Consider the following 23,387-nt stretch of genomic DNA (forward strand, 5'->3'; position numbering starts at 1 on the left):
ATGAAATAGCCTAGTCAGCTCTATTTTCGGACGCTCGCTCTGTAAAGAGTTCAGTTAAAATAGGTACCAATAAAAAGCTTGAAATAGCTGACACACATAAACCAGAAATAAGTACCACACCGAGTGGTTGCCATAAACTGCCACCATATAATGTTAATGGAATTAAACCGCCTATGGTCGTTAGTGTGGTTAACAATATTGGCGTAAAACGAACAGCACTAGCCTTTAATACTGCCGAATGCTTGTCTAAGCCTAAACGCAAATTAACGTTGGTACTATCAATCAAAATAATGGCATTGTTGACAACAATACCAAACAGACTAATCAAACCTACAAAAGCCATCATAGAAAAAGATAACCCTGTTAAATACAAGCCTATGATAGAGCCTGCCATGGCAAAAGGGATTGAACTAAAAATAATCATTGGCTGTAAAATAGATTTAAACTGCAACACTAATACTGCAAATATTCCCATCGCCGTAATCAACATAACTTGTGTTAAACCTGCAAAAGTCTTCTGTCTAGATTCTTCTTCTCCACCTAAAGTAAAATGCATACCTGCAGGTAGATCATACTGTTCAAGATAATTGACCAATTGTTTAGTGATTTCGCCAACTGAATAACCGGTTTCAACATCGGCAGATACTTTAGCCATACGTAACTTCTGATAATGAAAAAAGTCACTGTCACCCTTTTTTAACTCCATAGTGGCGAGTTGCTCAAGGGGAATTGAAACCCTTTGATTATTGCTAATTTCAATGGCTGACAAACTATCAATACTAGGATTTTTTTGACGAATCATTATAGGGTAATCTTCGCCGTTAACGTCATTAAACTGGCCAACAGTCGTACCTGATAAGATGGTACTAATGGTTTTATCTAATCGTTCAACACTCACACCACTTAATGCTGCCTGCTGGTAGTCAATCGTTAGCGCCAACTCAGTGTTTGCCATGCCAATAGGGTTATCAATATTTACAATACCTGATAACTGTCGCATTTTAGCCGAAAGATCATTGGCAACGTGCTCTAAGTCAGTTAAGGATTCGCTTAACAACCGAATAGCAATAACCTGATCGGTCACCGGACCTTGAGTAAACTCTTTAACAGTGATTTCCGCCTGCTGCCAATTTTTAAAATCATCACGTAAACGTTTTACTAACGTGGTGACTTCATCAGCCTGATAATCCTTTAATACCAATAACGCTTGGCCAAAACGAATCATGCCGCGTTTTGGGACCTCATTATAATAAATACGTGGATTTGAATTACCAATATTTAGCGCTACTTTATCAACTAAATCATACTGCTTAACATGCAGTCGAACTTGCTGTAGCACTTTATCTGTATATGCCAGAGATGAGTTAGCAGGAGTAGTAACATTAATTAATAACATAGGTTTTTCTGCTTTTGGAAATAAGCTTACACCTACTTGCCCAAATAAAGAAAACATAGCTACTAACATCAGTAAACTCACAACAATAACGGCAGCTTTATTACGCATTAAAATCGTTAACGTATTGGTATAGCTCTTTTCAGCAAATTTATTGGCGTAGTGTTGCAGGGTCTTAATTTTAATCTTTTTAGGTTTATCGTCTTTTTCAATAACAACAAGTAATTTACTGGCTAAAAGTGGTGTTAACGTTAATGCCACTAATAACGAAGCAAATAATACTAACACTACAGTTACGGGCATTGAGCGAATAAAGTCGCCGGTATTACTTTGAATCATCAGCATTGGTAAAAAGGCTAACATCGTCGTGATAGTGCCACTAGCAATAGCCCAAGCGACTTTACTGGTGCCTGATGCTGCAGCAGTCCTTATATCTTTACCAAGCTTACTTTCTCTATGAACACTCTCAGTTACCACAATAGCGTTATCAACTAACAAACCCAGCGCAATAATTAAACCAACAATCGACATTTGCTGTAAGCCATAGCCACTAAAATCAAGCCAACCAATAGCCATCAAGAATGAAATCGGAATAGCGAGGATCACCACTAAGGCTTCTCTGATGCCCAAAAATAGTAAAGCCATTAAACCTACTATAACTAGGCCTTGCGTTAAATTATCAAAAAATCCATTAACACGCACATTAACACTGTCCGCTTGTTGAAATAATTTTTCCAGCTTAATACCACGAGGTAAACTATTTTTAAACTGCTCAACTTCTTGATTTATTTGCTCAGTTAAGACAAATATATTAGTTTTTTCACGTTGCTCCACCGTAATAAATATCGCTGGTATATCATCAAAATAAGCTAAATAACTTGGCTCAGCATCAGTAAAAGTAACGCCCGCAATATCTTTTACTTTTAATACACCATTCGCACTGACCATATTGTTATCGCTAATAACAGTATTTTCTATATCCACTAATTGAGTGAAGTTACCACTGGCTTTAACATTAAAACGTCGTGTGCTGGCATCTACAAATCCAGGCGTGATATTTAATGCTCGTCCTTGAAGCACTTGGGTAATATCAGTAAGCGCTAAGTCATAATATTTTAATAAGGGTAAATTAATATCTATCGCAACAATTTGCCGCGGATATCCCCAAATACTTGCCTTACGTACACTGGCTATTGTTTCTAGTCGTTTTTCCAATAACTTGGCATGCAATTCCATCGTTTTATAGTTGGTAGGCTCAGACCACAAAGCCAACTGCATTATAGCAACACTGCTAGGTGTTGCTTTTAATACCAACAACTCTGCGATACCTGCAGGTAAGCTAGGTCTTACGGTAGATACCGCCTGTTTTACTTTATTAAACGCAGTTTCACCGTCCGTGCCATAAAGAAAGTCTATGGTAATCCTTACCGCACCATTATGGATTTTTGCTTCTATCTTTTTAATATTTTCAATATCAGCAATTTCTTTTTCAAGTGGGTCAACCACTAAAGTTTCAATATCACTGGGCGAAGCGCCAGGATAAACCACTTCAATTAAGGTGACAGGTAAATCAAACTGAGGGTCTTCTGAGCGAGGCATATTCAAATAGGACACTACACCCACTAAAACCAACAATAAAAATATTGTTAAGGTGAATTGTGCATTATCTATCGCTAATCTAGGGAGTTTCATTGCTTATTTCTCTTTACTGAGCTTCATCTACGGCTTATTTTCAATTAATGCTAGATGTTGCCAGCCCCGCGTGACAATAGTTAAGGGAGGAGAACTTGGTTGAGCAGATAAATAGATATATTCATTTGAGAGCTGTTTAATCAAAAACTCTTGCTGACGATAATTTTTGGTTTCTGTTGCGTTAGTATCTAACACCATAACTAACGCTTTCCCTTGATTATCAACACTATTTAGCGCCTCAAGCGGTAATCGATAGGAAAACGTATCAGTCATGACTTCAGCTAATACATGAACTAATTGTCCAACAACAACTTGATTCACTTTTAAATTTTCTAATAAAACTTCAATAGTAAATAAATGGCTTTGTTGATCTGCAATAGCTGGAACCTTACTCACAGTGCCAGTGACTAAACCATATTGCGTTAAATTAAGATCTATTCTTTGCTGTAAATTAACTAGATTAACTTCCGATGCAGTTAACGCGACACGAACGACTAAATTATTTTCTACTGCGGCTATTTTTAAAGCACTTTGGCTAGGGCTTTGCAGTTCACCTAAATCAGTATATCGAGCGAGTACTACACCATCAAAAGGTGCAATTAACTGCGCTTTAGTGAGATTGTATTGGGCTATTTTATGGCGGGCACGTGTGGTTTCAACTGAGGTGATAGCGTCATCTAATGCTTGTTGTGAGCTTAGTTTTTTACTTAGCAGCGTTTTAATGCGCTTAATTTCACGTTTTGCTTGTAACAAACGTGCATAACTAGCATTTTTTTCCGCGGTAAGTTCTTCGCTGTCAAGCTGAGCTAATAACTGGCCTTTAATAAAACTATCACCTTCATCAATAGTAAGTTCTTCGAGATAACCACTACTTTTAAAAGATAAATTTAACGTTCGCTTAAAGGTTAATTTGCCCGTGCGGTTAATCTTCTTAACAATAGGTTCAGCTTTAATTATTTTGGTTTCAAGTTCTTGCGCATAAATAGGCGCATTTAAGAACAAACTGGTAAAGCATAGAACAGAAAGCAATCTAAAAAGACGAGGTTTCATTTTGAGAGTTTAGCCGAAAATTTATTAGAGGATTCATAACTTTAGGCAGTTTTACTTACAAAGTACATAAATATTAATCATAAGGTAAATATAAATTTTCCAGATCAAATAAACGGGCTAATTAATTAGGGTTTTATTGAGTGATAAGCACTAATTTCGCGTAGCTCAGGCTTTAAGCACAAGCTACGCGGAGGATAGTCAACGACTCGTGTTTGCAGTTAGAAATTAAAAGCTAGGCCAATCACAGTGCCATGAGTCACTGTGTCATAACCAAAATATCCATCTTGTCCTGCCCTACCTTCTTCATAATCGACCCAAGTCGCTTTATATTTAAGATCCAAAGTCATTAAATCACTGATTTTGTACATAACGCCACTTTGAACAGAAGAAGTAAAGTCAGACCCAAGACCAAAACCGCCTACATCTGCTTGAGCTAAAAACATCCACTTATCATCGATATTTTTTATCCACCTAACACCAATGACAGGGTCTATCCAATCAGCCTCAACCTCTTTTTCAAAATTTTTTTCAGGGCGAATTGCAAAATCAAGCGTTACGTCTATATCGTTATCCCACCACCTAACACCGGCAAAGTAATCAAGAAATCCATCATTCAATTTATTTCGGTATAAGGCATGAAGTTCAAGTACGCCTTGTCGAACACTAACATCAGTAGAGTTGCCATTGTCATTAGTTTTATCTCCACCAAGATCCATAAAGCCATAATCAAACATAACCCCCCAACCTGAGTCATGATGAGCTTCAAAATGAACCATAGCCGCAGCGTCTAAGTTATCTAATATGGTTCCAAAATCAACATCCACATCAGCTGTATTAGTACGACCAATTGTTGCATCACCTTTAATAGAAGTGACCATTAAATAGGGCTCTAGTTGATAACTCCATTCGTCGGCAGATACACATGCAGAATAAGTACCTATTGCTGAGAGTAGTAAACTTAATAAAACTTTATTTTTCATCTTATTTCCTTTTTATTTAATATCCTGAAATTTACTTAATTATGAATTTATCCATATAAATTAGACTTAACAGATTAATATTAATGGTAATAACTATTAGGGATTAGATCAATTACATTCAAAGATTTAACACTGTTTACCAACAGAGTTAATAATTAATTCGCGTTATGAAGAATAAAGGTTTTATGAAGTGTATGTATTATTTTTTTCAGTATATTCAAAAGTAGAGAACTATTGAATAAGCAACCAGGGTAGGTTCACCCTGGTTATAAAACGCTATTAAATTGCAGCGCAACCTTTCAGCATTAATGCAGTATTAACCCCTGTTTTTACCATACCAAAATAACTGGCAGTATTTGAGCTATCGAAGCTACTGCTATCAATACCTACCATGTCAGTAATTTGTTGTAATGCGGGGAATGAATTTTTGTCTTTGTCGTAAGCGTCAAAGGTTGTTTCAATTTTATCGCAAGTAAACATATTAGCCATGCCATCAGATGAAGCATTTTTAATAGCATTACTAGTCTGACACCCTGCCAATAACACAGCGGATAAAGCCACAATACCGATATTCATTTTTTTAATCATTATTATGACTCAGCAATAGGTAATAAAGTTATCTCAACACGTCGGTTAAGTTCGCGACCGCCAGCTGATTGATTGTCTGCTACCGGCTGTGCTTCACCAAAACCAACTACCTCTAAACGCTCACTAAGAATTTTTTGACCACGTAAATAATTGGCTACCGAGCCCGCACGTTCTTCAGATAGCTTTTGGTTGTACTGAGCAGAACCGCTAGAATCTGTATGACCAGAAACAACAACAAGTGTTTTGTTATATTCTTCAAGCACTAAGGCAACAGAATTTAATACACCAGTAAAGTTAGTGTTGATGTTAGAGCTGCTAGTAGCAAAAGTGATGTTGCCAGGCATGATCAGGTTAATTTTGTCACCTTCACGTTGAATACTTACACCACTATCTCTCAGTTGCTTACGTAACTTAGCTTCTTGAGAATCCATATAAAAACCAATACCGCCACCTATAGCCGCACCACCAGCTGCTGCTGCAAGAATGCGTTTATTGCGTGTATTGCTGTCTTCATCTTTATTGCTTATATAAGCCACAACTGCTGCTAGGCCAGCACCCGTTGTTGCGCCAATAGCGGTCTTGCTGGTTTTGCTTTCCCCAGTATAAGGGTCAAATGTTGTACAAGCTTGTAACAGCAGTATGGCTGAAGCGGTGGTGATTATTTTTTTCATGGATATTCCCTGTTTTGGCCTGATTGCTACTGATTCGAAGCTATGGCTATTATTAATTACTATGCCCAAACTACTTGAAGGGCTTGGATATTTATCGATGTTATTGCGGTTATGTGTTTTTTATAGCTATTTTAAGACATAAAAAAACCCGATTGGTGTCGGGTTTAAATATTTACGAAAACGCACATATCAATAGCGAACTAAATTTTAAAAACAACAGCTATAACATTTAACTTTCGCAATATAATTACTAACGTTAAGTTTTGTAATCTAGATAATAAAATTGCTCTAAATGGTCCACCCGACAGGAGTCGAACCTGTGACCTATGCCTCCGGAGGGCATCGCTCTATCCAGCTGAGCTACGGGTGGAAAATAAGAAATGGCATTCTATAAAAAGCCTCGAACGAATACCAGTACTTAATTTTTTTTGTTAAGTATATTGATAAATTTATTCGAGAGTTGGATATAGACTAAATTTGTTAACTTACGAAGACCATGTTTCAGCGCTTTGTAATATACTTAACTGAGTTAATTAAGAGGCTCGCTGACAGTAATCATCGTTATCCTCTACATACCTTTGAGCTTGTTTAATTGAACCAAAATAATAAGTAAGTAATTTACCGCGTTTTTCACGTATGGTAATAGGAAAATCGAGCTGTTGAACAACTTCAAGCCACGTTTTAACTAGAGCTAATGGTGGTAGTTCTTGCATATTTTCATCCTTGAAAGTAATAACTAATAACACTCTACGTCAATTAATTAGGTAAATCAAAGCCCAGAGCCACTTAATAATAATGTTAGGGTCGTAGCTTTTATTAAAGCGATAGCACTAGAAATAGTATCTAAGACTGCCATAAACACTCAAAGGGTAAGCCCCAAATTCTGAGCCAAAAGCATAATTTCCATTGGCGCCACTCGCATTATATTGCAAGGTATCCCCATGACTTATATACAGTCCAAAATCAGAGTATAAATTATCACTCCAACTGGTTTCACTACTGACAGTTAAGAACACTGAGCTATCGCTGATATTATAAAAAGCACTGGCGCTAACAGACACCAAAGGAGAGACTAACCAAGTTAATGCGGGGATAAGGTAGTGTTCACCATATAAATACACACCAGCTTTCTGGTAGGGCGCTTGTGTCGCCAGTTTGGTGTAATTCTCAACATTATTACTGCCCGCACCATTATAGTGATACTCGATCATAATAATTACATCTTCATTTAACGCATAGTCTGAGCCAATTGAAGAACGCCAATAGTTATCAGTGTAGGCGCCAGCCAAGGGTAGGGTGTTTGTTGCAAAGTTGTCTACGGTGATGTTTTCTAATGAATTATTTCCGTCAGTATTATTTTCAGAAGCATTACCTTCAGCATTGTTACTTTGGCGCCAGTCCATATAAGCGGCCTCAAACCAAAAACCAAAATCACCTATTGAACGCTCAATGCCACCACCCAGTAACCAGGCATCATCAAGTATGATAGCGATAGCTTCTATATCATTACCTTGAATAGAGTTTTTACCACGTAAAAAAGCGGCACTGTTTTGTTTTTTACCATCCTCACCGATAACCAACCCCATATCTATCACAGCAAAATCACCGACATCAGCTTTATATCGAATAGCATCAATACCAACACGATACTCTTGGTTAAGAGTTTGAATAGCAAAAGGGATAAATATATCGGTTGGATTGGTGAAGCGAGCAGAACCAAATGATAATACTTGTCGTCCAATCGTTAAATCGCCGTAGTCATTACTGTATTGATAATTAAATCGGTCAAGGTTTTGCAAAACCACGCCATGACTACCTACATCACTCAAAACGGCATCAAAATCTTTATAACGATATTGATTACTCGCCGAAGAAACTGTACCACCAATAACGCCTAGGTTTCCCTTGGTATAGTATTCAGCCATTGTACTATTTGAGAAATACAGTGGCTGTATTTCGTAATCTATTTCAATATTACCTTTGCTTGAGGACAAATAAGACGCCATTAAACGTAGTGCGTTTTGTGATTGAAAGTTACCGGCAATGCTTTGAGCTTGATTTTGAACACTATTATTTTTAATTGTGTTGCTCTCAGTAGTGATATTTTCAATAGTACTTTTATCAATGGAATCGCTTTGAATAGATATGCTGTCTTGTGCGAGTGCATAACTTTTCATGTAACCACTAAATGAAAAACTATCCGCAAAGCTGCTCATAGGCGAGACAGTAGCGCCAAGTAGCGTTAATACTAATAAAAACTTAACGGGCAAGCTTAATCTTTGCACTAATTCATGCATTAACTTCTGCGCTCATCATCAACAATGCAGCCATCAACCAAACGAATAATACGTTTGGCTCGTTCCATTATCTTTGGATCATGCGTTGAAAATACAAAGGTCATATTTTGCTTTTCATTTAATTCTTTCATCATATCAAGCAAATCAGCACCTGTTTTCGAGTCTAGATTAGCTGTCGGTTCATCCGCTAAAATAATACTAGGCTTTGATACCATAGCCCTTGCTACGGCTACGCGTTGCTGTTGCCCCCCTGATAATTCAGCAGGGCGACGATCTCCCAAACCTTCTAAACCTACCGCATGCATTAGCTTATCTACGCGTTTGTTTCGCTCTGCTGTAGGTACGCCTTGCAGTAACATAATATACTCAATGTTTTCTCGGGCGCTTAACACAGGTATCAAGTTATAGGCTTGAAAAATAAAGCCAATATGATCACGTCTGAAATCTGACAACTCGGTGCCTGTCATACGATTAATATTTTTATTATCTAAAAACACATCACCTGAACTTGAATTATCCAAACCACCAATTAATTGCAATAAAGTTGATTTACCTGAGCCAGAAGGGCCTATTATCGCGGTAAATTCACCTCGTTCTATGGTGATATTGGCATCAGTCAGCGCTTTAACTAACGTATCACCTTGACCAAATTCTCTACACAAATGAGTCGTTTCAATGACAGTATTTTGGCTAACCGTCGCTTTATTATTGACGCCAGCAATATCCACTTGAGTTGTCATTTTAATAATTTCCTTTTCACTCAGTAATTTCTTATTCTTGAATTAACTATTAACTCTCAACTAACCAATTAGAGGGTTTTTCGCATGGCAAAAGAAGGTTGTAAACGCGCCGCATGAAAAGCAGGGTATACACTCGCAATAAGGGTAACTGCTAACGTCGCGACTCCCATAATGGCAAAACTGCTGGCGTCGAGTATTAAATAGATGGGTTCATTTAAAGTCATACCTGACATTTCTAATTCAGAGTAATCTATACCGACAATAGAACCCCAGTAGCACAAGAGAAAAGCCATTAATAAACCAACAGTTACGCTTAACAAACCGATGAAAAAACCTTCCAGCATTATTTGATAAAAGAGCTGCTTAGATCGTGTTCCTATAGCCAGTAAAATACCAAACTCTGTTTGTCGCTCAAAAATAGACATAAACATAGTGTTTATTAACCCTAAGCAAACCAGTACATACATGATGATTGAAACAATCAGTGTCGAGTACTTGGTCATCGCCAGCATACTACTTAATTGAGGCACTAATTCTTTCCAACTTAACGTTTCTATTTGGTCATTATTAAGTGTTTTCCAAAAGGGTAGGGTACTATCTTCAGCTTGATGTAAGTGTTGTAAACGAAGAGCAACTTCATGCACACCAGCAATGTTTAACAATTTCTGTCCTTGTGACAAGTTAATAAAAGCCATACCTATATCCATGCTTCTTTCATTAAAACTAAATAAGCCTGAAACACGAAACAGTGCTTGAGATAAATCGCCACCATTAGCTTCTGAAACAGTAATAACCACCCGGTCACCTAAACTAATTTCTAATAAATCAGCAAGTTGTTCTCCTATGATGATTTCACCATCAATACCTGATAAATATTCCCCTTGAGTTACCGCTAATTTTAACTTACTCACTTGTGCTTCTTGTATTGCATCTACACCATAAACAATTGCTGAGGCAACATTTTCAGAAGAGGAGGTCATCGCGCCTGTTAATACCCTTGGGGCAAATGCTTGAATGGCTGTGGTGGCGTTAAGTTGCTGATATAGTGTTGTAGTATCTTCAATGTATAAATCTATATCGTTTGCCTCACGAAAACCCACCCGATGAATTTGTCCTTCTCCTAAGAAGGTTTGTGTACTGATTTTTACCATGGTTTCTACCATGCCTCTGACAAAAGCATCGGTAAATAAAATAGCCGCTAGGCTGCATGAAATAAGAAGTACGGTTAATAGTGTTCTACGAGTATTTCTAAAAATACTGCGCTTGGCTAAACGTGCAATTATCGCATTTTGACTGCTGTTATGTTGAGTCGAGTTGGATTCATTGACAGTAGCTGATGAGCCGTTGTTATCGAGTTTAGAAGCATTGTATGAATTAGGTGTTCGTGTTGCCATAATGATATTTAAACCGCCTGTAATGCTTTTAACGGTGATATTTTAGCTGCCCGAATCGCAGGAATAAAACTAACGATTAACGTACTACTAATAACAACAATTGAGGGTAATAACACTACAAACCAGCTTACTTCTCCTAGCATGGTATCAAATATAATCCCGCCCATATCTATTGGCTCTGGCATAGAGATACCAACACCTGCCAGCCAAAAACAAACAGGTAGCGCGAGTAGCAATCCAAGTAAACAACCGATAATAGCCAGTACAAAAGACTCTAACATTATTAAGGTAAAAACCGCTAAAGGCCGAGTTCCAATAGCCTTCAAAACGCCAAACTCGCGGGTTCGCTCCATGGTGCCCATTAAGATGGTATTTAATACGCCTATTGAGACGATAAATATAATAATGCCCATAGAGACATAACTGCCTTTTTTATCCGCTTGCATACTCTTATAAAAAGAGGATTCAACCACTTGCCATGGTTCTACACTTAAGCTCTCATCTTTAAGCGCTGATTGAGTTTTAGCAGCGAATTCCCTTGCTTGGCTTTGACTCGATAAAATTAACGCTAATTCGTGAACTTTACTGGTATCACCTGCCATTGATAAAAACTCTCGCATGGCTGTTAAGCTAATATAAACATTCATACGTTCATATGAGCTAGCATCACCCACAATAGCAACGACATTAAAAATATCATTGGCGATAGAGCCATCAATACCTTGAGAAATGAGTACCAGTTCGTCACCAACTGTAAGCTGTAAGTTTTTAGCTAGACTAAAGCCGATCATGGCGGGAAAATAAGCATCCTTACTTATTTTATTGGCCAACGGTCTTGTTAAATAATATCCCTCGTTAACTTTATTATCTAACCCTGTGGTTTTAGCTTCTCGCTCGGGATCAATACCAATAACCTGAGCTGGAAAAGTTTTATTCTTGCCGTAAGCTAAAGAAGGACTATAAATTCGTGGCGCAACACCTAATACCAGTGTTTTTTGCTCTAATAGAGTAATGATCTCATCAGCATGATTGATCGTTTTGTATAGAGAAGGGCGCTCTAGGTAGTTTTCTTTATGAATTTGCACATGCCCGGTGTGATCTTGGGTAAATATATTAATAATGTTGCTATAACTTCCCTCTGACATAGAGAGAGTTAGGCAAAGTAAAAAAAAGCCGCCACCCATGCTCAATAATGTTAACAATGAACGGCGTCGATTACGTAATATGTTCCTAAAGGCAAGTTTTACTATCAGCATAGGTATTTACATTTATCGTTATAAAATGAAATGAAATGAAATAAAGCGATTAAAAACGCGTTTGTAAATTGCGTAACGTGAAAACATTATCCCCCAAATCAATATCAAATTCGGCTTCAACATATTCAATAACCGTTTTATGTCCTGTTTTATTTAATGGGATCATCGTCATAACCGCTGGCATTTTTTTACCAGCAAAATCCTTTATATTACTAAAGACCATAGTGCGCACCTTTGCACCTTTTTCGTTGTAATAACTTTGCTCCAATGGCAATAGTGTTTTTTGATTAACAATAAATTCAATTTTGCCCCAAACCGTCACGGTATCTTTTTTGGGAACTAAGGTTAAACGATAGTTTTCACCTTCAATACGTTTAGACACTTGGTATTCTTCAACCAATGAAACTTCACGGACCAAGTCATCATTAGTAAAATCGGATCCCATCCAAGATCCCATCATCATTGATGGTGGAACTTTAATAACCTTATTAATTTTAGGAAAAAAATTCCACATCTCTTTATCTTTTTTTAAGGTCGCCACACCACGATCTTTCCTTGGTGACAATACCCGAATAAAAGTATCGTCCATACCTATGGTCCAGCTTTGCATTTCCAGGGTACGTTGCCAATTAGGCGTGATAATTTGCATTTTCATCATTGCAATGGAGCTTTTAGAGCGAAATAACTCATCCATTTTTTTTAATAAAGTGGCAGCATCATCATCGGCGAAACATGAATAACTAGGTAAATAGACAACAAGTGAAAAGAGTACGGATAAAAGTAACTTCAACATAAACTAATCCTTAAGATTATTTGTAGCTTTAATTAACTTGGTATAACTATACCAAGTTAATTAAAGCTACAGAGCAATATTAGGTATTTCTTACATTTTTTAAACAAAAAAACCAGCACTAGGCTGGTTTTTATAGCGATAAGGTTCACAAAGTTAAATTATCTTATTTTTGTTAAAATCTCATCTAATTTGTCAAGGTTGGTATAAGAAATAACCAACTTGCCTTTACCTTTTTGGTTGTGGCTAATTGACACTTTCGCACCAAACTTTTCTGCTAAACCTTGTTCCAACTCTATAGTCTCTATAGCTTTTTCAACTTTTTCTTTTTCAGCTACAGGATTTTGAATCTTTTTAATTAAACTTTCAGTTTCTCGTACGGTTAATTCTTTAGTCGCAACAGTTTGCGCTGCAGAAGTTTGTACTTCACCTTCTAAGGCTAATAGAGCTCGGGCATGACCCATTTCAATATCACCATTTTCTAATAAGGTTTTTACTTCATCATTTAATTTATTTAAACGTAATAAATTACTCACTGTTGTACGCGATTTTCCAACGGCAATGGCTACTTCTTCATGGGTTAAATCAAATTCCACTAATAAGCGTTCTAATGCAACCGCTTCTTCCATTGCATTAAGATCTTCACGTTGAATATTCTCAATGAGTGCAATCGCGACTGCTGATTCATCCGGTACGTTTTTAACTAAACAAGGGATAATATCAAGCTGTGCTAATTTAGCCGCACGCCATCGACGTTCACCCGCGATGATCTCATATTGATCGTCGCCAACTAAACGCACAACAATCGGTTGAATAATACCTTGTGATTGAATAGATAATGACAACTCTTCAAGACCTGCATCAGACATTTCACGACGTGGCTGATATTTACCCGGTACTAACTTGGAAATAGGTAGTTTAATCAGTTCATTATCTGTCGCTTTTACGCTATTGCTTGCTTCAGTAGTTTCTGTTTGGCTCTCACCTGCTGGTATCGCAGGTGATAATAAGGCATCAAGACCACGACCTAAGCGACTAGCGCCTTTACGTTTTGCTGTACTCATAATTTTCCTTTGTGCTAGCTAGCAACACTTGCCTTAGCTTGCGGAGATTTTTTAGCATAATCATTTTTACGTAATACTTCACCAGCTAGCGCTAAATAAGCTTTGGCGCCCGTTGAAGATTTATCGTAATACATGGCTGGTGTACCAAAACTTGGCGCTTCAGCTAAACGAACATTACGAGGAATTACACTGCGATAAACTTTATCACCAAAATGCCGCTTTAATTGTTCAGATACATCATTAGCTAAACGATTTCGAGGATCATACATAGTACGAAGAATGCCTTCAATATGTAATTTATCATTCACCACTGACGTTAACTTAGTAATGGTGTCCATCAGCGCCGTTAGGCCTTCTAATGCATAGTATTCACATTGCATTGGCACAAGAACAGAGTCTGCTGCCGTCATAGCGTTAACAGTAAGCATATTCAATGATGGTGGACAATCTATGATGATGAAGTCATAAAAATCTTTTACTGGCGCTAATGCGTTTTTTAAACGCTGTTCACGAGCATATACTTCCATTAGCTTTATTTCAGCTGCTGTAACATCAGCATTGGCAGAAATTAAGTGATAAAGACCTGACGTTTCTTTAATAACAACGTCCTCAACACTTTGCTCTTCAACTAATAATTCATAACAAGTCGCGTGAACTTGGTATTTATCAACGCCACTAGCCATAGTGGCATTGCCTTGAGGATCTAAATCGATTAATAAAACTTTGCGTTTCGTCGCCGCCAGCGAGGCAGCCAAATTAACCGCGGTAGTAGTTTTACCCACACCACCTTTTTGATTTGCAACTGCTATTATTTTTCCCACAAGCACCTCTAATGTTATGTTATACCAATTACATTAAATTTATTATCAACTCAGAGCTATATTAGCGAGCTTATAACAATAAAAATTGGTTAAACATAGTTAGTCTATCTTTTATTAATTTTATGCAGTTATTAGTTTGCTAATAAGCTCCCAAAGGGCGAGTTTAAAAGGCATATATGCTGCGTTATTAATTTTGATAAGGGAATAACCATTATCATCAATTAATGCCTTGCCTCTAAGCCTTTTATTTCTCGCTGAGTGGCCAATAACTTAATGGACTTGGTATTATTTCTAGTGCAACTTCTTCAGTACTATTACATGGCGTTCACCAACCAAGTCAGGCACGATAATTTCATGACTATCTACTAAAGTAATATTTTCAGGTAATTGTGAGATCTCATCCTGAGGATATTGCCCTTTGAGTGCAAAAAATCGTCCTTGCTCAGTGGTAATTAAGTGCTTACACCAGCTTACCATATCATTCAGAGAAGAAAAGGCACGACTTAATACCCCATCAAAAGGTTCCTCACCTTGATACTCTTCAACCCTTGCTTTCACTGGTGTCACATTGCTAAGCTTTAATTGAAAAACCACTTGTCTAAGAAAAGTAATACGTTTACCTAGACTGTCTAGTAAAACAAAATTTCTTTCTGGATACAAAATAGCTAATGGTATGCCAGGTAAACCAGGACCCGTTCCAACATCAATAAAGTTCTTACCTATAAGCACTTCACCCACCATTAAACTATCCATAATATGTTTAACTAGCATTTCACTAGGATCACGAACAGAAGTTAGGTTATATGCTTTATTCCATTTATTGAGTAACTCAACGTATTGAATAAGTAAATCGATTTGTTCTTGAGATACGACAAGCTGCGTTTTACTAATCAGTGTCGATAATTGCTGTGATAAAGTCATTTTTATTTAGACAAGCCTGACTAATTAACGTTAAGTTGAACATTAATCAGCGGCTCGCCCCTACCTATTGCTTTTACGCTAATTTGCGTAAAAGACCGTGTTTTTTTAAGTAGACTAATAATAACGAAATTGCCGCCGGAGTAATACCAGAAATTCGTGAAGCTTTACCAATAGTTTCTGGACAAGCATCTTTTAACTTGGCTACAACTTCGTTAGATAGGCCTGAAATTTGTTGATAATCAAAATCTCTCGGGATTTTAGTATCTTCATTACGTTTTTTCTTGGCTATTTCATCTAACTGTCTGTCGATGTAACCTGCATATTTAGTTTGAATTTCAATTTGCTCAGAAGCTTGACTATCTTCTATCGCTGGCCCCAAACCTTCGATCTTCATTAGATCGGTATAGTTTACTTCTGGACGACGAATTAAGTCTTCTAAACTCGCTTCTTTGCTCATTGGTGTTTTCAGCAAGGCATTGATTTGATCTATTTTTGTATGATCCTTTTGTACCCAAGTAGATCGTAAGCGCTGACGTTCAAGTTCAACGTTTTCCATCTTCTCATTAAATCGCTGCCAACGAGTATCACCAACTAAACCAATTTTACGACCTTGCTCTGTTAAACGAATATCAGCGTTGTCTTCACGAAGCAATAAACGGTATTCAGCACGAGAAGTAAACATACGATAAGGTTCTTTCGTACCTAGCGTTGCTAAATCATCAATTAACACGCCCATGTAAGCTTGATCTCTACCAAGAGTGAACTCATCACGCTCTTTAACTCTATTTGCAGCATTAGCTCCAGCGATGAGTCCTTGAGCACCGGCTTCTTCATAACCTGTGGTGCCATTAATTTGTCCGGCAAAATATAAATTTTGAACGAATTTACTTTCTAAACTTTGTTTTAAGTCACGAGGATCGAAGTAGTCATATTCAATGGCATAACCAGGACGAGTAATAAAAGCGTTTTCAAAGCCTTTGATTGAACGTACTAAATTCATTTGTACATCAAAAGGTAAACTGGTTGAAATACCGTTTGGATACACTTCATGAGTAGTCAAACCTTCAGGTTCAACAAATATTTGATGTGAACTTTTATCTGCAAAGCGGGTGATTTTGTCTTCAATAGACGGACAATATCTTGGACCCACACCTTCAATTACGCCAGTATACATTGGAGATCGATCTAAACCATCTCGAATGTGTTGATGGGTTTGCTCGTTGGTATGTGTGATAAAACAAGATATTTGTTCTGGATGATCCGCCTGTGATCCCATGAAAGAAAATACTGGACTAGGTGTATCACCTGCTTGCTCTTCCATAACAGAAAAATCTAATGATCTTGCGTCTAACCTAGGTGGAGTACCCGTTTTTAAACGATCCATTCTAAACGGCATATCTCGCATTTTTGCTGCTAGATTTACACTGGCAGGATCACCTGCTCTTCCACCTTGGTAGTTATTCAAGCCAATGTGAATAAGCCCTGAAAGAAAAGTACCTACCGTAAGTACTACGCTTTTACCTTTAAATTTAAGGCCCATTTGTGTCGATACACCGACAACACGATCGTTTTCAAGGATCAAGTCATCACAGGGCTGTTGGAAAATAGTTAAATTTTCTTGGTTTTCCAACGTATTACGAACATAGTTACGATATAAAATGCGATCTGCTTGAGCACGAGTTGCCCTCACTGCAGGTCCTTTGCTCGAATTTAATGTTCTAAATTGAATGGCACTATGATCAATGGCTGTTGCCATCAAACCACCCAGTGCATCAATTTCTTTAACCAAATGACCTTTGCCGATACCGCCAATGGCGGGGTTACAAGACATTTGGCCTAGCGTGTCAATGTTATGGGTTAACAACAAAGTTTTGCAGCCCATACGCGCAGCAGCAAGTGAGGCCTCGGTTCCCGCATGACCACCACCAACAACAATTACGTCATAAGACTCTTGATACCACATAAAATAACAATCCTGCTTGGTTAAAATTAGTTAAAGTTTTTATTTAAAGTGAATTGCAAAATTTACAAGACTCAAAAATAAGGGAACGTATTTTACCGCTTTTTTCTCTTCAGGGATACGATCAAATTGGTAAAAAAGATCGGGGCTGATCCTTAATATATAAAAAGAGATCTTTATAAAGATCTTATTATTATTACTTATTAGGATCGTTGTTTTCTGTGGATAAGCACTTTTTTCTTTTATTTATTAATAACTAAAGACAATGATAACGTTGTGATCAACCTTTGATCAATCAGCAAATAACCTTTGATCAAAACGGCAAGTTATACACAGGGCGATTTAAAATGTTTTTAATCAACTGAATAATAATAGTAAATTAACTGGTTATTAACTGTTTTATCCACAATGGTAAAAATATAGATCGTAATCTGTTGATAACTTATGGGTAAGTGATCACCTTAGATCGAAAGCAGATCTTTATTTGTACTGATCCACTGCTGAGCGAGCTCTTCTGGATCGATATCTTCTGACATATCTAAGGTTTTAATTTGTACTATTTCTTTACAACCAATTGATATTAATAGGTTTGATAAATCTATTGCTGCTTTGCAAAAAGTATCATAGCTAGAATCTCCGATCCCAATTGTTAAAAAAGTAACCGTGGATAGATCTTGATCACAATTACTTAGATCACTAACAAATTGTTTGATGTTGTCAGGGTAGTCACCAGCACCATGTGTGGAGGTACAAATGATCCAAATAGGATTTTGGGCTAGAACACTGTCGTTATTTTGTTCATTATTCGCGTGAAAAGTGTTGTTGATGACGGTTTTAAGATCCGGTTTAAGGTGTATATCAACAGTATGATCAAGTTTATTTAGGGTTTCTTCACAGGCTTCTGCAACATATTCTGTGCCACCAAGCATGCTACCAACAATGATTTGAACTGAGCTCATAGGGGTCTCTTTTTAATAAAATGGGGTTATTTACAATGATAATAAGTACATTGTTATTGTATTACTTAAGCTAAGTATGGATAAACAAATAGTTTGTTATTTTAGTTAAATAAAGCAAATTTGAGGGAGTATATTGATAGTTTAGCGGGTAGATAAAAGGTTAATAAAGCAGACTTATTGCTAAGTAGACTCAAATAAGAAACTCATAAAATGGTGTTAGTTACGAATATAATTGTTTATTTCAATAAATATAAAAAGGGCTAGTATTGTAAATAAACACTAGCCCTTTTTATAAATCGTAACGAGGAAGTCACGTTTTATTATTCATCGGAAAATATTTATCAGGAACTATTTTCCAATACAAAAAGAGCTAAAAATTTTACCTAACAAGTCATCACTGGTGAATTCCCCGGTGATTTGATCTAATTCTTGCTGACAAATACGCAGCTCTTCTGCCAATATTTCACCAGCGACATAAGATTCAAGTTGATCTAATCCTGTAAGTAAATGCTGATGCGTATTCTCTAAGGCCACTAAATGACGTCTTCTCGCCATAAAGCCCCCTTCAGTGCCACCTTGGTAGCCCATTATTGTTTTTAAGTGTTCTTTTAAGCTATCAACGCCTTTGCCTGTTTTAGCTGACAAAGTAATAATGGCATGCTGTGTACCATCGGTATCGGTAAACTCAGTGAACCCCGTTTTAGCATCATTAACATCGGCTTTATTTCTAATTAATGTAAGGCCAATTTTTTCTGGAAGTTTGGCAAAAAACTCGGGATAGAAATCTTTAATGTCTTGATCGTCTTCTAAAATACTGTGATCTTCACTGGCATCAACCATTAATAAAACGCGATCGGCTTGATTGATCTCTTGCCAAGCACGCTCAATGCCTATTTTCTCAACAACATCATCACTATCTCGTAATCCAGCGGTATCAATAATGTGTAACGGCATGCCATCAATATGAATTTGTTCGGCTAGTACATCACGAGTAGTGCCAGCGATATCGGTAACTATGGCTGTTTGTTTACCACTTAATGCATTGAGTAAGCTAGATTTGCCAGCATTAGGACGACCAGCAATCACTACACGCATTCCTTCACGAATAATACTACCTTGCTGGGCTTGCTTACGAACGTCTTCTACTCGGCTGATAATAGCTTTTAAATCAGTAACAATTTTTTTATCAGCAAGAAAGTCAATTTCTTCTTCAGGAAAATCAATCGCAGCTTCAACATACATGCGTAGGTGAATAATACTTTCTACCATTTCATTGACAAGTTTAGAGAAGTCACCTTGTAAAGAGTGCAGGGCAGAGCGAGCTGCTTGTTCTGAACTTGAGTTAATTAAATCGGCAATTGCTTCTGCTTGGGTTAAATCGAGTTTGTCATTCAAAAAGGCCTGTTCACTGAACTCACCAGGTTTGGCCATGATAACTTTGGGTTGCGCAAGAATTACTTTGAGTAGCATATCCAAAATTACGGGACCACCATGGCCTTGAAATTCGATAACATCTTCACCGGTAAATGAATTAGGCGCTTTGAAATAGAGTGCTATTCCCTGGTCTAATACCTGTGTTTTATCAGTTGATGTGCAATCTAAAAAGGGTAAATATTCAGCTTTTCTTACTTCAGGTAGCTTACCTAAAATAGCTTGAGCAACATTTTTAGCCTCTGGGCCTGATACTCTAATTATACCGACGCCACCACGTCCGGGTGCGGTTGCTTGTGCGGCGATTGTCGTTGTTTGAGAAATTGATGTCATAGCGAGGTAATTAATTCAAATAGTGGTTGATGATTATTTTACTTTATTTCAAGATTAAATGCCCAATAATAGAAAAGGCGATTACTGTGTTATCAGTAATCGCCTTTCAATTTATTTTTATAACTTAGTTCTTTACAAAAATTATGCTGCTTTTTCTGCTTTTTTCTTAGCAATACCAGCAAATATTATTTTCATTTGTGTAATTGAAATTAAGTTACTTACTAACCAGTAAAGTACTAAACCAGATGGGAACCAAGCCATAAATATTGAGAATACTACGGGCATATATTGCATGATTTTTTGTTGCATTGGATCTTGAATCGTCATCGGTTGCATTTTTTGCATTACATACATACTGATACCCATAAGTACTGGTAATACGAAGAATGGGTCCATTGCTGATAAATCTTGAATCCAGAAAACAAAAGGTGCATGGCGTAATTCAACACTTTCTAAGAATACCCAGTAAAGTGCTAAGAAAATTGGCATTTGTAGTATTAGTGGTAAACAACCGCCTGCTGGGTTGACCTTTTCTTTACGATACATTTCCATTGTGGCTTGTGACATTTTTTGTCTGTCATCACCAAAACGCTCTTTTAGTTGTGCCATTTTTGGTGCTAAATCACGCATTTTAGCCATTGAGGTATATTGCGCTTTAGTTAATGGGTACATACCACCTTTAACGATTAAGGTGATGATAATAATAGCTACACCCCAGTTAGTAACAAAACTTTGGATCGTTAGTAGTAACCAGAATAACGGTTGACTGATCATCCATAAGAAACCGTAATCTATGGTTAAGTCTAAGTTTGGTGCTATTTTCTCTAATACTTCTTGGTCTTTAGGGCCAGCATAAAATATTGCTGAAGTAGAACCTTGCTTACCAGCGTCAATGATTACAGCTGGAGCTTTAAAACCAATAACTGCTTCAAAGTTATTACTATACGTTGTATAAAGTTGGTTACTGTCTTTTGCGTTTGGTACCCAAGCTGAAACAAAGTAATGTTCAAGCATTGCAATCCAGCCGCCTGCAGTTACTGCATTTAAGTTTGCTTCTTCAATATCATCAAAATCGTATTTTTCGTAACGTTCTTCTGTTGTTGAGTAAGCAGCACCGCGGTAGGTAGGTAACATGCCACCACCAGTTTCTACTACGGTAGATTGTTTAAGTTGACCATACATTTGTACAGAAACGCTGTTAGCCGTGTTGTTGTCAATTAAGTAATCAACATTAACGCTGTAGCTATTTTTATTAAAAGTAAATCGTTTAGTCACTGACATGCCACTAACATCATGAAAAACTAAATCGACAATTAAGTTGTCATTTACTAATTCATAGCTGTTTTTCGCACTAGTATATATAGGACGGCCTTTGATTGTACGGTCAATACCGTTAGCGCCTGTTAAACCACTTTGAGCAATATATTTTTGATTACCATTTTGTAAAATAGTAAAAGGGATATCGTTACCTTGCTCAGTATCAAATTTTCGTAATTTAGCTTCAACAATATCACCACCTTGACTATTAATTTTTAAAATTAATGTATCTGTGGTCACTGTAATTAATTTGGCAGAAGTATTGGTTGATTTTATCGAGCTTACTTGGGCATCTGAAGATTCAGGCACGAAGTCTGCGTCGGCATTTTCAACTGACTGGTTTTGGCTAATACTTGTTTGCTCAGGAACTACGGCATTTTGTTGCTGCCATTGACTAAACAGTAAGTAGGTAACAACCATAAGCGCAATAAAAAGTAGACTGCGTTGGGATTCCATAAAATTAACTTCTCTTCTTTGTTGGCAGGGGATTATTTTCCCGTGCATAATTTAAATTTGATAAGTGCGTGGCATATTAATATAGGTTAGCTTGATAACCTACTATCTTTTAGTCTAGATAGGCTATTTACTCTTTTTTATTGGTGGAACCGGATCTTCGCCGCCATCATTGAGCGGATGACACCTTAAAATACGTTTGCTTGCTAACCAACCACCTTTTATTACACCAAAGCGATTGATAGCTTCAGTTGCATAGGCAGAACAGCTTGGAGTGAATCTACAATTAGAGCCTAGTAACGGACTGATAAAGCGTTGATAGCCTTTTATGCCGGTTATTACTAGTTTTTGTGGCGTTGAATTATTTTTCGCCATATTTTCTCTAATTCTTGATTAATCGTCTTGTTATCAAGTTGATCAATGCCAGATTTTACCATGACGACTATATCGATAGCAGGTAAATTATCTTGATTTAAGCGGAAACTTTCTCTGACTTGTCTTTTAACGCGATTACGTTGCACAGCAAGTTTTACTCGTTTTTTAGCAATAGCTAAGCCTAAACGGTTTTTTGCAACAGAATTATGTTTATCAGAGACGAAAGTATGAGGTTTTGGTGTTACTAATAAAGTAAAGTGGCGAGAGCCAAAGCGGATAGGTTTAGAAAAAACCGCTTGAAAATGACCGGGAGTCAACAAACGTGACTCCCGATTAAATTTGTAAGTAGCCATAGTCAGGCTACCTTATATCAAATATTGTAAACAAGATTTGATACTATGCGCTAAGACGTGCACGGCCTTTCGCACGACGACGAGCTATAACAGCACGTCCGTTTTTAGTTGCCATACGAGCACGGAATCCGTGGTTACGCTTACGCTTTAATACGCTAGGTTGAAATGTTCTTTTCATTACGCTAATCCGTCGGTTGTTGTTGCCCTGGCAAAACAGCCTATTGAGCACACATGTCTAAAAAATGAGGCCGAATATTAAAGCTTACTAGGATAATTGTCAATCATTTATGTTAGCTATTTTCACTATGATCCTTACTTTTTTATTAAGGATCGTAGTGATCTTCATTGGTATTACTAATGATATTCACAGTTTTACCACATTCGTGTTTTATTATCTTAATAACTAATTCAGTTAAATGCTGGTTTAAAGTAAAATTCACTTATAAATAGTATACTTTTTTTTGTTGATATTCTTTCTTTTTATATAATATTAACAATGTGTTAGCTTTGTGTTGTTAAAAAACAATTATAATAGTTAAAAGTCAATAT

Annotated in this window: 21 protein-coding genes and 1 tRNA gene; all 22 read right to left on the reverse strand. The window is 37.1% G+C overall.

All coding sequences use genetic code 11. From position 1 onward, the window contains the following. Positions 1-10 precede the first annotated feature (10 nt). The 22 genes from CPS_RS22635 to rpmH all read right to left on the reverse strand — a co-directional run bounded on the left by CPS_RS22635 (position 11) and on the right by rpmH (position 23,016). Positions 11-3,085, reverse strand: a complete 3,075-nt coding sequence (locus tag CPS_RS22635; protein WP_011045751.1) for an efflux RND transporter permease subunit — start codon at positions 3,083-3,085, stop codon at positions 11-13. Between the two features lie 27 nt (positions 3,086-3,112). Next, positions 3,113-4,135 carry an efflux RND transporter periplasmic adaptor subunit gene (locus CPS_RS22640; RefSeq protein ID WP_011045752.1) on the reverse strand — a complete coding sequence of 341 codons (1,023 nt, stop codon included), beginning with the start codon at positions 4,133-4,135 and terminating at the stop codon, positions 3,113-3,115. A gap of 218 nt (positions 4,136-4,353) precedes the next feature. Further along, on the reverse strand, positions 4,354-5,115 hold the full coding sequence (locus tag CPS_RS22645; protein WP_011045753.1) for an outer membrane beta-barrel protein: 762 nt from the start codon (positions 5,113-5,115) through the stop codon (positions 4,354-4,356). Positions 5,116-5,394: 279 nt separating this feature from the next. Further along, entirely contained in the window at positions 5,395-5,703 is a 309-nt protein-coding gene (locus CPS_RS22650) for a hypothetical protein (RefSeq protein ID WP_041737192.1), read from the reverse strand. A 2-nt stretch (positions 5,704-5,705) separates the two neighbouring features. Next, positions 5,706-6,374: an OmpA family protein gene (locus CPS_RS24290; protein WP_011045755.1), complete on the reverse strand. Its 669-nt coding sequence runs from the start codon at positions 6,372-6,374 to the stop codon at positions 5,706-5,708. A gap of 293 nt (positions 6,375-6,667) precedes the next feature. Continuing rightward, positions 6,668-6,744, reverse strand: a tRNA-Arg gene (locus CPS_RS22660). Between the two features lie 163 nt (positions 6,745-6,907). Continuing rightward, positions 6,908-7,087, reverse strand: a complete 180-nt coding sequence (locus CPS_RS22665; RefSeq protein WP_041737193.1) for a hypothetical protein — start codon at positions 7,085-7,087, stop codon at positions 6,908-6,910. 117 nt (positions 7,088-7,204) lie between these two features. Continuing rightward, positions 7,205-8,671 (reverse strand): hypothetical protein, encoded by a 1,467-nt coding sequence (locus CPS_RS22670; RefSeq protein ID WP_011045757.1) that lies wholly within the window; start codon positions 8,669-8,671, stop codon positions 7,205-7,207. After that, on the reverse strand, positions 8,671-9,411 hold the full coding sequence (locus CPS_RS22675; protein WP_011045758.1) for an ABC transporter ATP-binding protein: 741 nt from the start codon (positions 9,409-9,411) through the stop codon (positions 8,671-8,673). The genes CPS_RS22670 and CPS_RS22675 overlap by 1 nt, the downstream gene beginning before the upstream one ends. A 68-nt stretch (positions 9,412-9,479) precedes the next feature. Continuing rightward, positions 9,480-10,805: an ABC transporter permease gene (locus CPS_RS22680; protein ID WP_011045759.1), complete on the reverse strand. Its 1,326-nt coding sequence runs from the start codon at positions 10,803-10,805 to the stop codon at positions 9,480-9,482. An 8-nt stretch (positions 10,806-10,813) separates the two neighbouring features. Next, positions 10,814-12,061, reverse strand: coding sequence for an ABC transporter permease (locus tag CPS_RS22685; protein WP_011045760.1), 1,248 nt, complete (start codon positions 12,059-12,061; stop codon positions 10,814-10,816). A 49-nt stretch (positions 12,062-12,110) separates the two neighbouring features. Next, complete coding sequence (locus CPS_RS22690) at positions 12,111-12,854, reverse strand: outer membrane lipoprotein-sorting protein (RefSeq protein ID WP_011045761.1); 744 nt, start codon at positions 12,852-12,854, stop codon at positions 12,111-12,113. Between the two features lie 158 nt (positions 12,855-13,012). Then, positions 13,013-13,915: a ParB/RepB/Spo0J family partition protein gene (locus tag CPS_RS22695; protein ID WP_011045762.1), complete on the reverse strand. Its 903-nt coding sequence runs from the start codon at positions 13,913-13,915 to the stop codon at positions 13,013-13,015. 14 nt (positions 13,916-13,929) lie between these two features. Beyond that, entirely contained in the window at positions 13,930-14,736 is an 807-nt protein-coding gene (locus CPS_RS22700; RefSeq protein ID WP_011045763.1) for a ParA family protein, read from the reverse strand. Between the two features lie 291 nt (positions 14,737-15,027). Further along, complete coding sequence (gene rsmG, locus CPS_RS22705; protein WP_011045764.1) at positions 15,028-15,657, reverse strand: 16S rRNA (guanine(527)-N(7))-methyltransferase RsmG; 630 nt, start codon at positions 15,655-15,657, stop codon at positions 15,028-15,030. Between the two features lie 73 nt (positions 15,658-15,730). Next, positions 15,731-17,620 carry a tRNA uridine-5-carboxymethylaminomethyl(34) synthesis enzyme MnmG gene (gene mnmG, locus CPS_RS22710; RefSeq protein ID WP_011045765.1) on the reverse strand — a complete coding sequence of 630 codons (1,890 nt, stop codon included), beginning with the start codon at positions 17,618-17,620 and terminating at the stop codon, positions 15,731-15,733. Positions 17,621-18,078: 458 nt separating this feature from the next. After that, complete coding sequence (locus CPS_RS22715; RefSeq protein ID WP_011045766.1) at positions 18,079-18,576, reverse strand: flavodoxin domain-containing protein; 498 nt, start codon at positions 18,574-18,576, stop codon at positions 18,079-18,081. Positions 18,577-18,924: 348 nt separating this feature from the next. Continuing rightward, a complete protein-coding gene (mnmE, locus tag CPS_RS22720; protein ID WP_011045767.1) occupies positions 18,925-20,340 on the reverse strand; it encodes a tRNA uridine-5-carboxymethylaminomethyl(34) synthesis GTPase MnmE in 1,416 nt (471 codons plus the stop codon). A gap of 141 nt (positions 20,341-20,481) precedes the next feature. Beyond that, positions 20,482-22,113 (reverse strand): membrane protein insertase YidC, encoded by a 1,632-nt coding sequence (gene yidC / locus CPS_RS22725; protein WP_011045768.1) that lies wholly within the window; start codon positions 22,111-22,113, stop codon positions 20,482-20,484. A gap of 123 nt (positions 22,114-22,236) precedes the next feature. Continuing rightward, positions 22,237-22,485, reverse strand: a complete 249-nt coding sequence (yidD, locus tag CPS_RS22730; RefSeq protein ID WP_011045769.1) for a membrane protein insertion efficiency factor YidD — start codon at positions 22,483-22,485, stop codon at positions 22,237-22,239. After that, positions 22,452-22,838 carry a ribonuclease P protein component gene (gene rnpA, locus CPS_RS22735; protein ID WP_011045770.1) on the reverse strand — a complete coding sequence of 129 codons (387 nt, stop codon included), beginning with the start codon at positions 22,836-22,838 and terminating at the stop codon, positions 22,452-22,454. The genes yidD and rnpA overlap by 34 nt, the downstream gene beginning before the upstream one ends. A 43-nt stretch (positions 22,839-22,881) precedes the next feature. After that, positions 22,882-23,016 (reverse strand): 50S ribosomal protein L34, encoded by a 135-nt coding sequence (gene rpmH, locus CPS_RS22740; protein ID WP_011045771.1) that lies wholly within the window; start codon positions 23,014-23,016, stop codon positions 22,882-22,884. Between the last annotated feature and the right edge of the window lie 371 nt (positions 23,017-23,387).

It is taken from the genome of Colwellia psychrerythraea 34H, assembly GCF_000012325.1.
In the GTDB taxonomy this organism is placed as follows: Bacteria; Pseudomonadota; Gammaproteobacteria; order Enterobacterales; family Alteromonadaceae; genus Colwellia; species Colwellia psychrerythraea_A.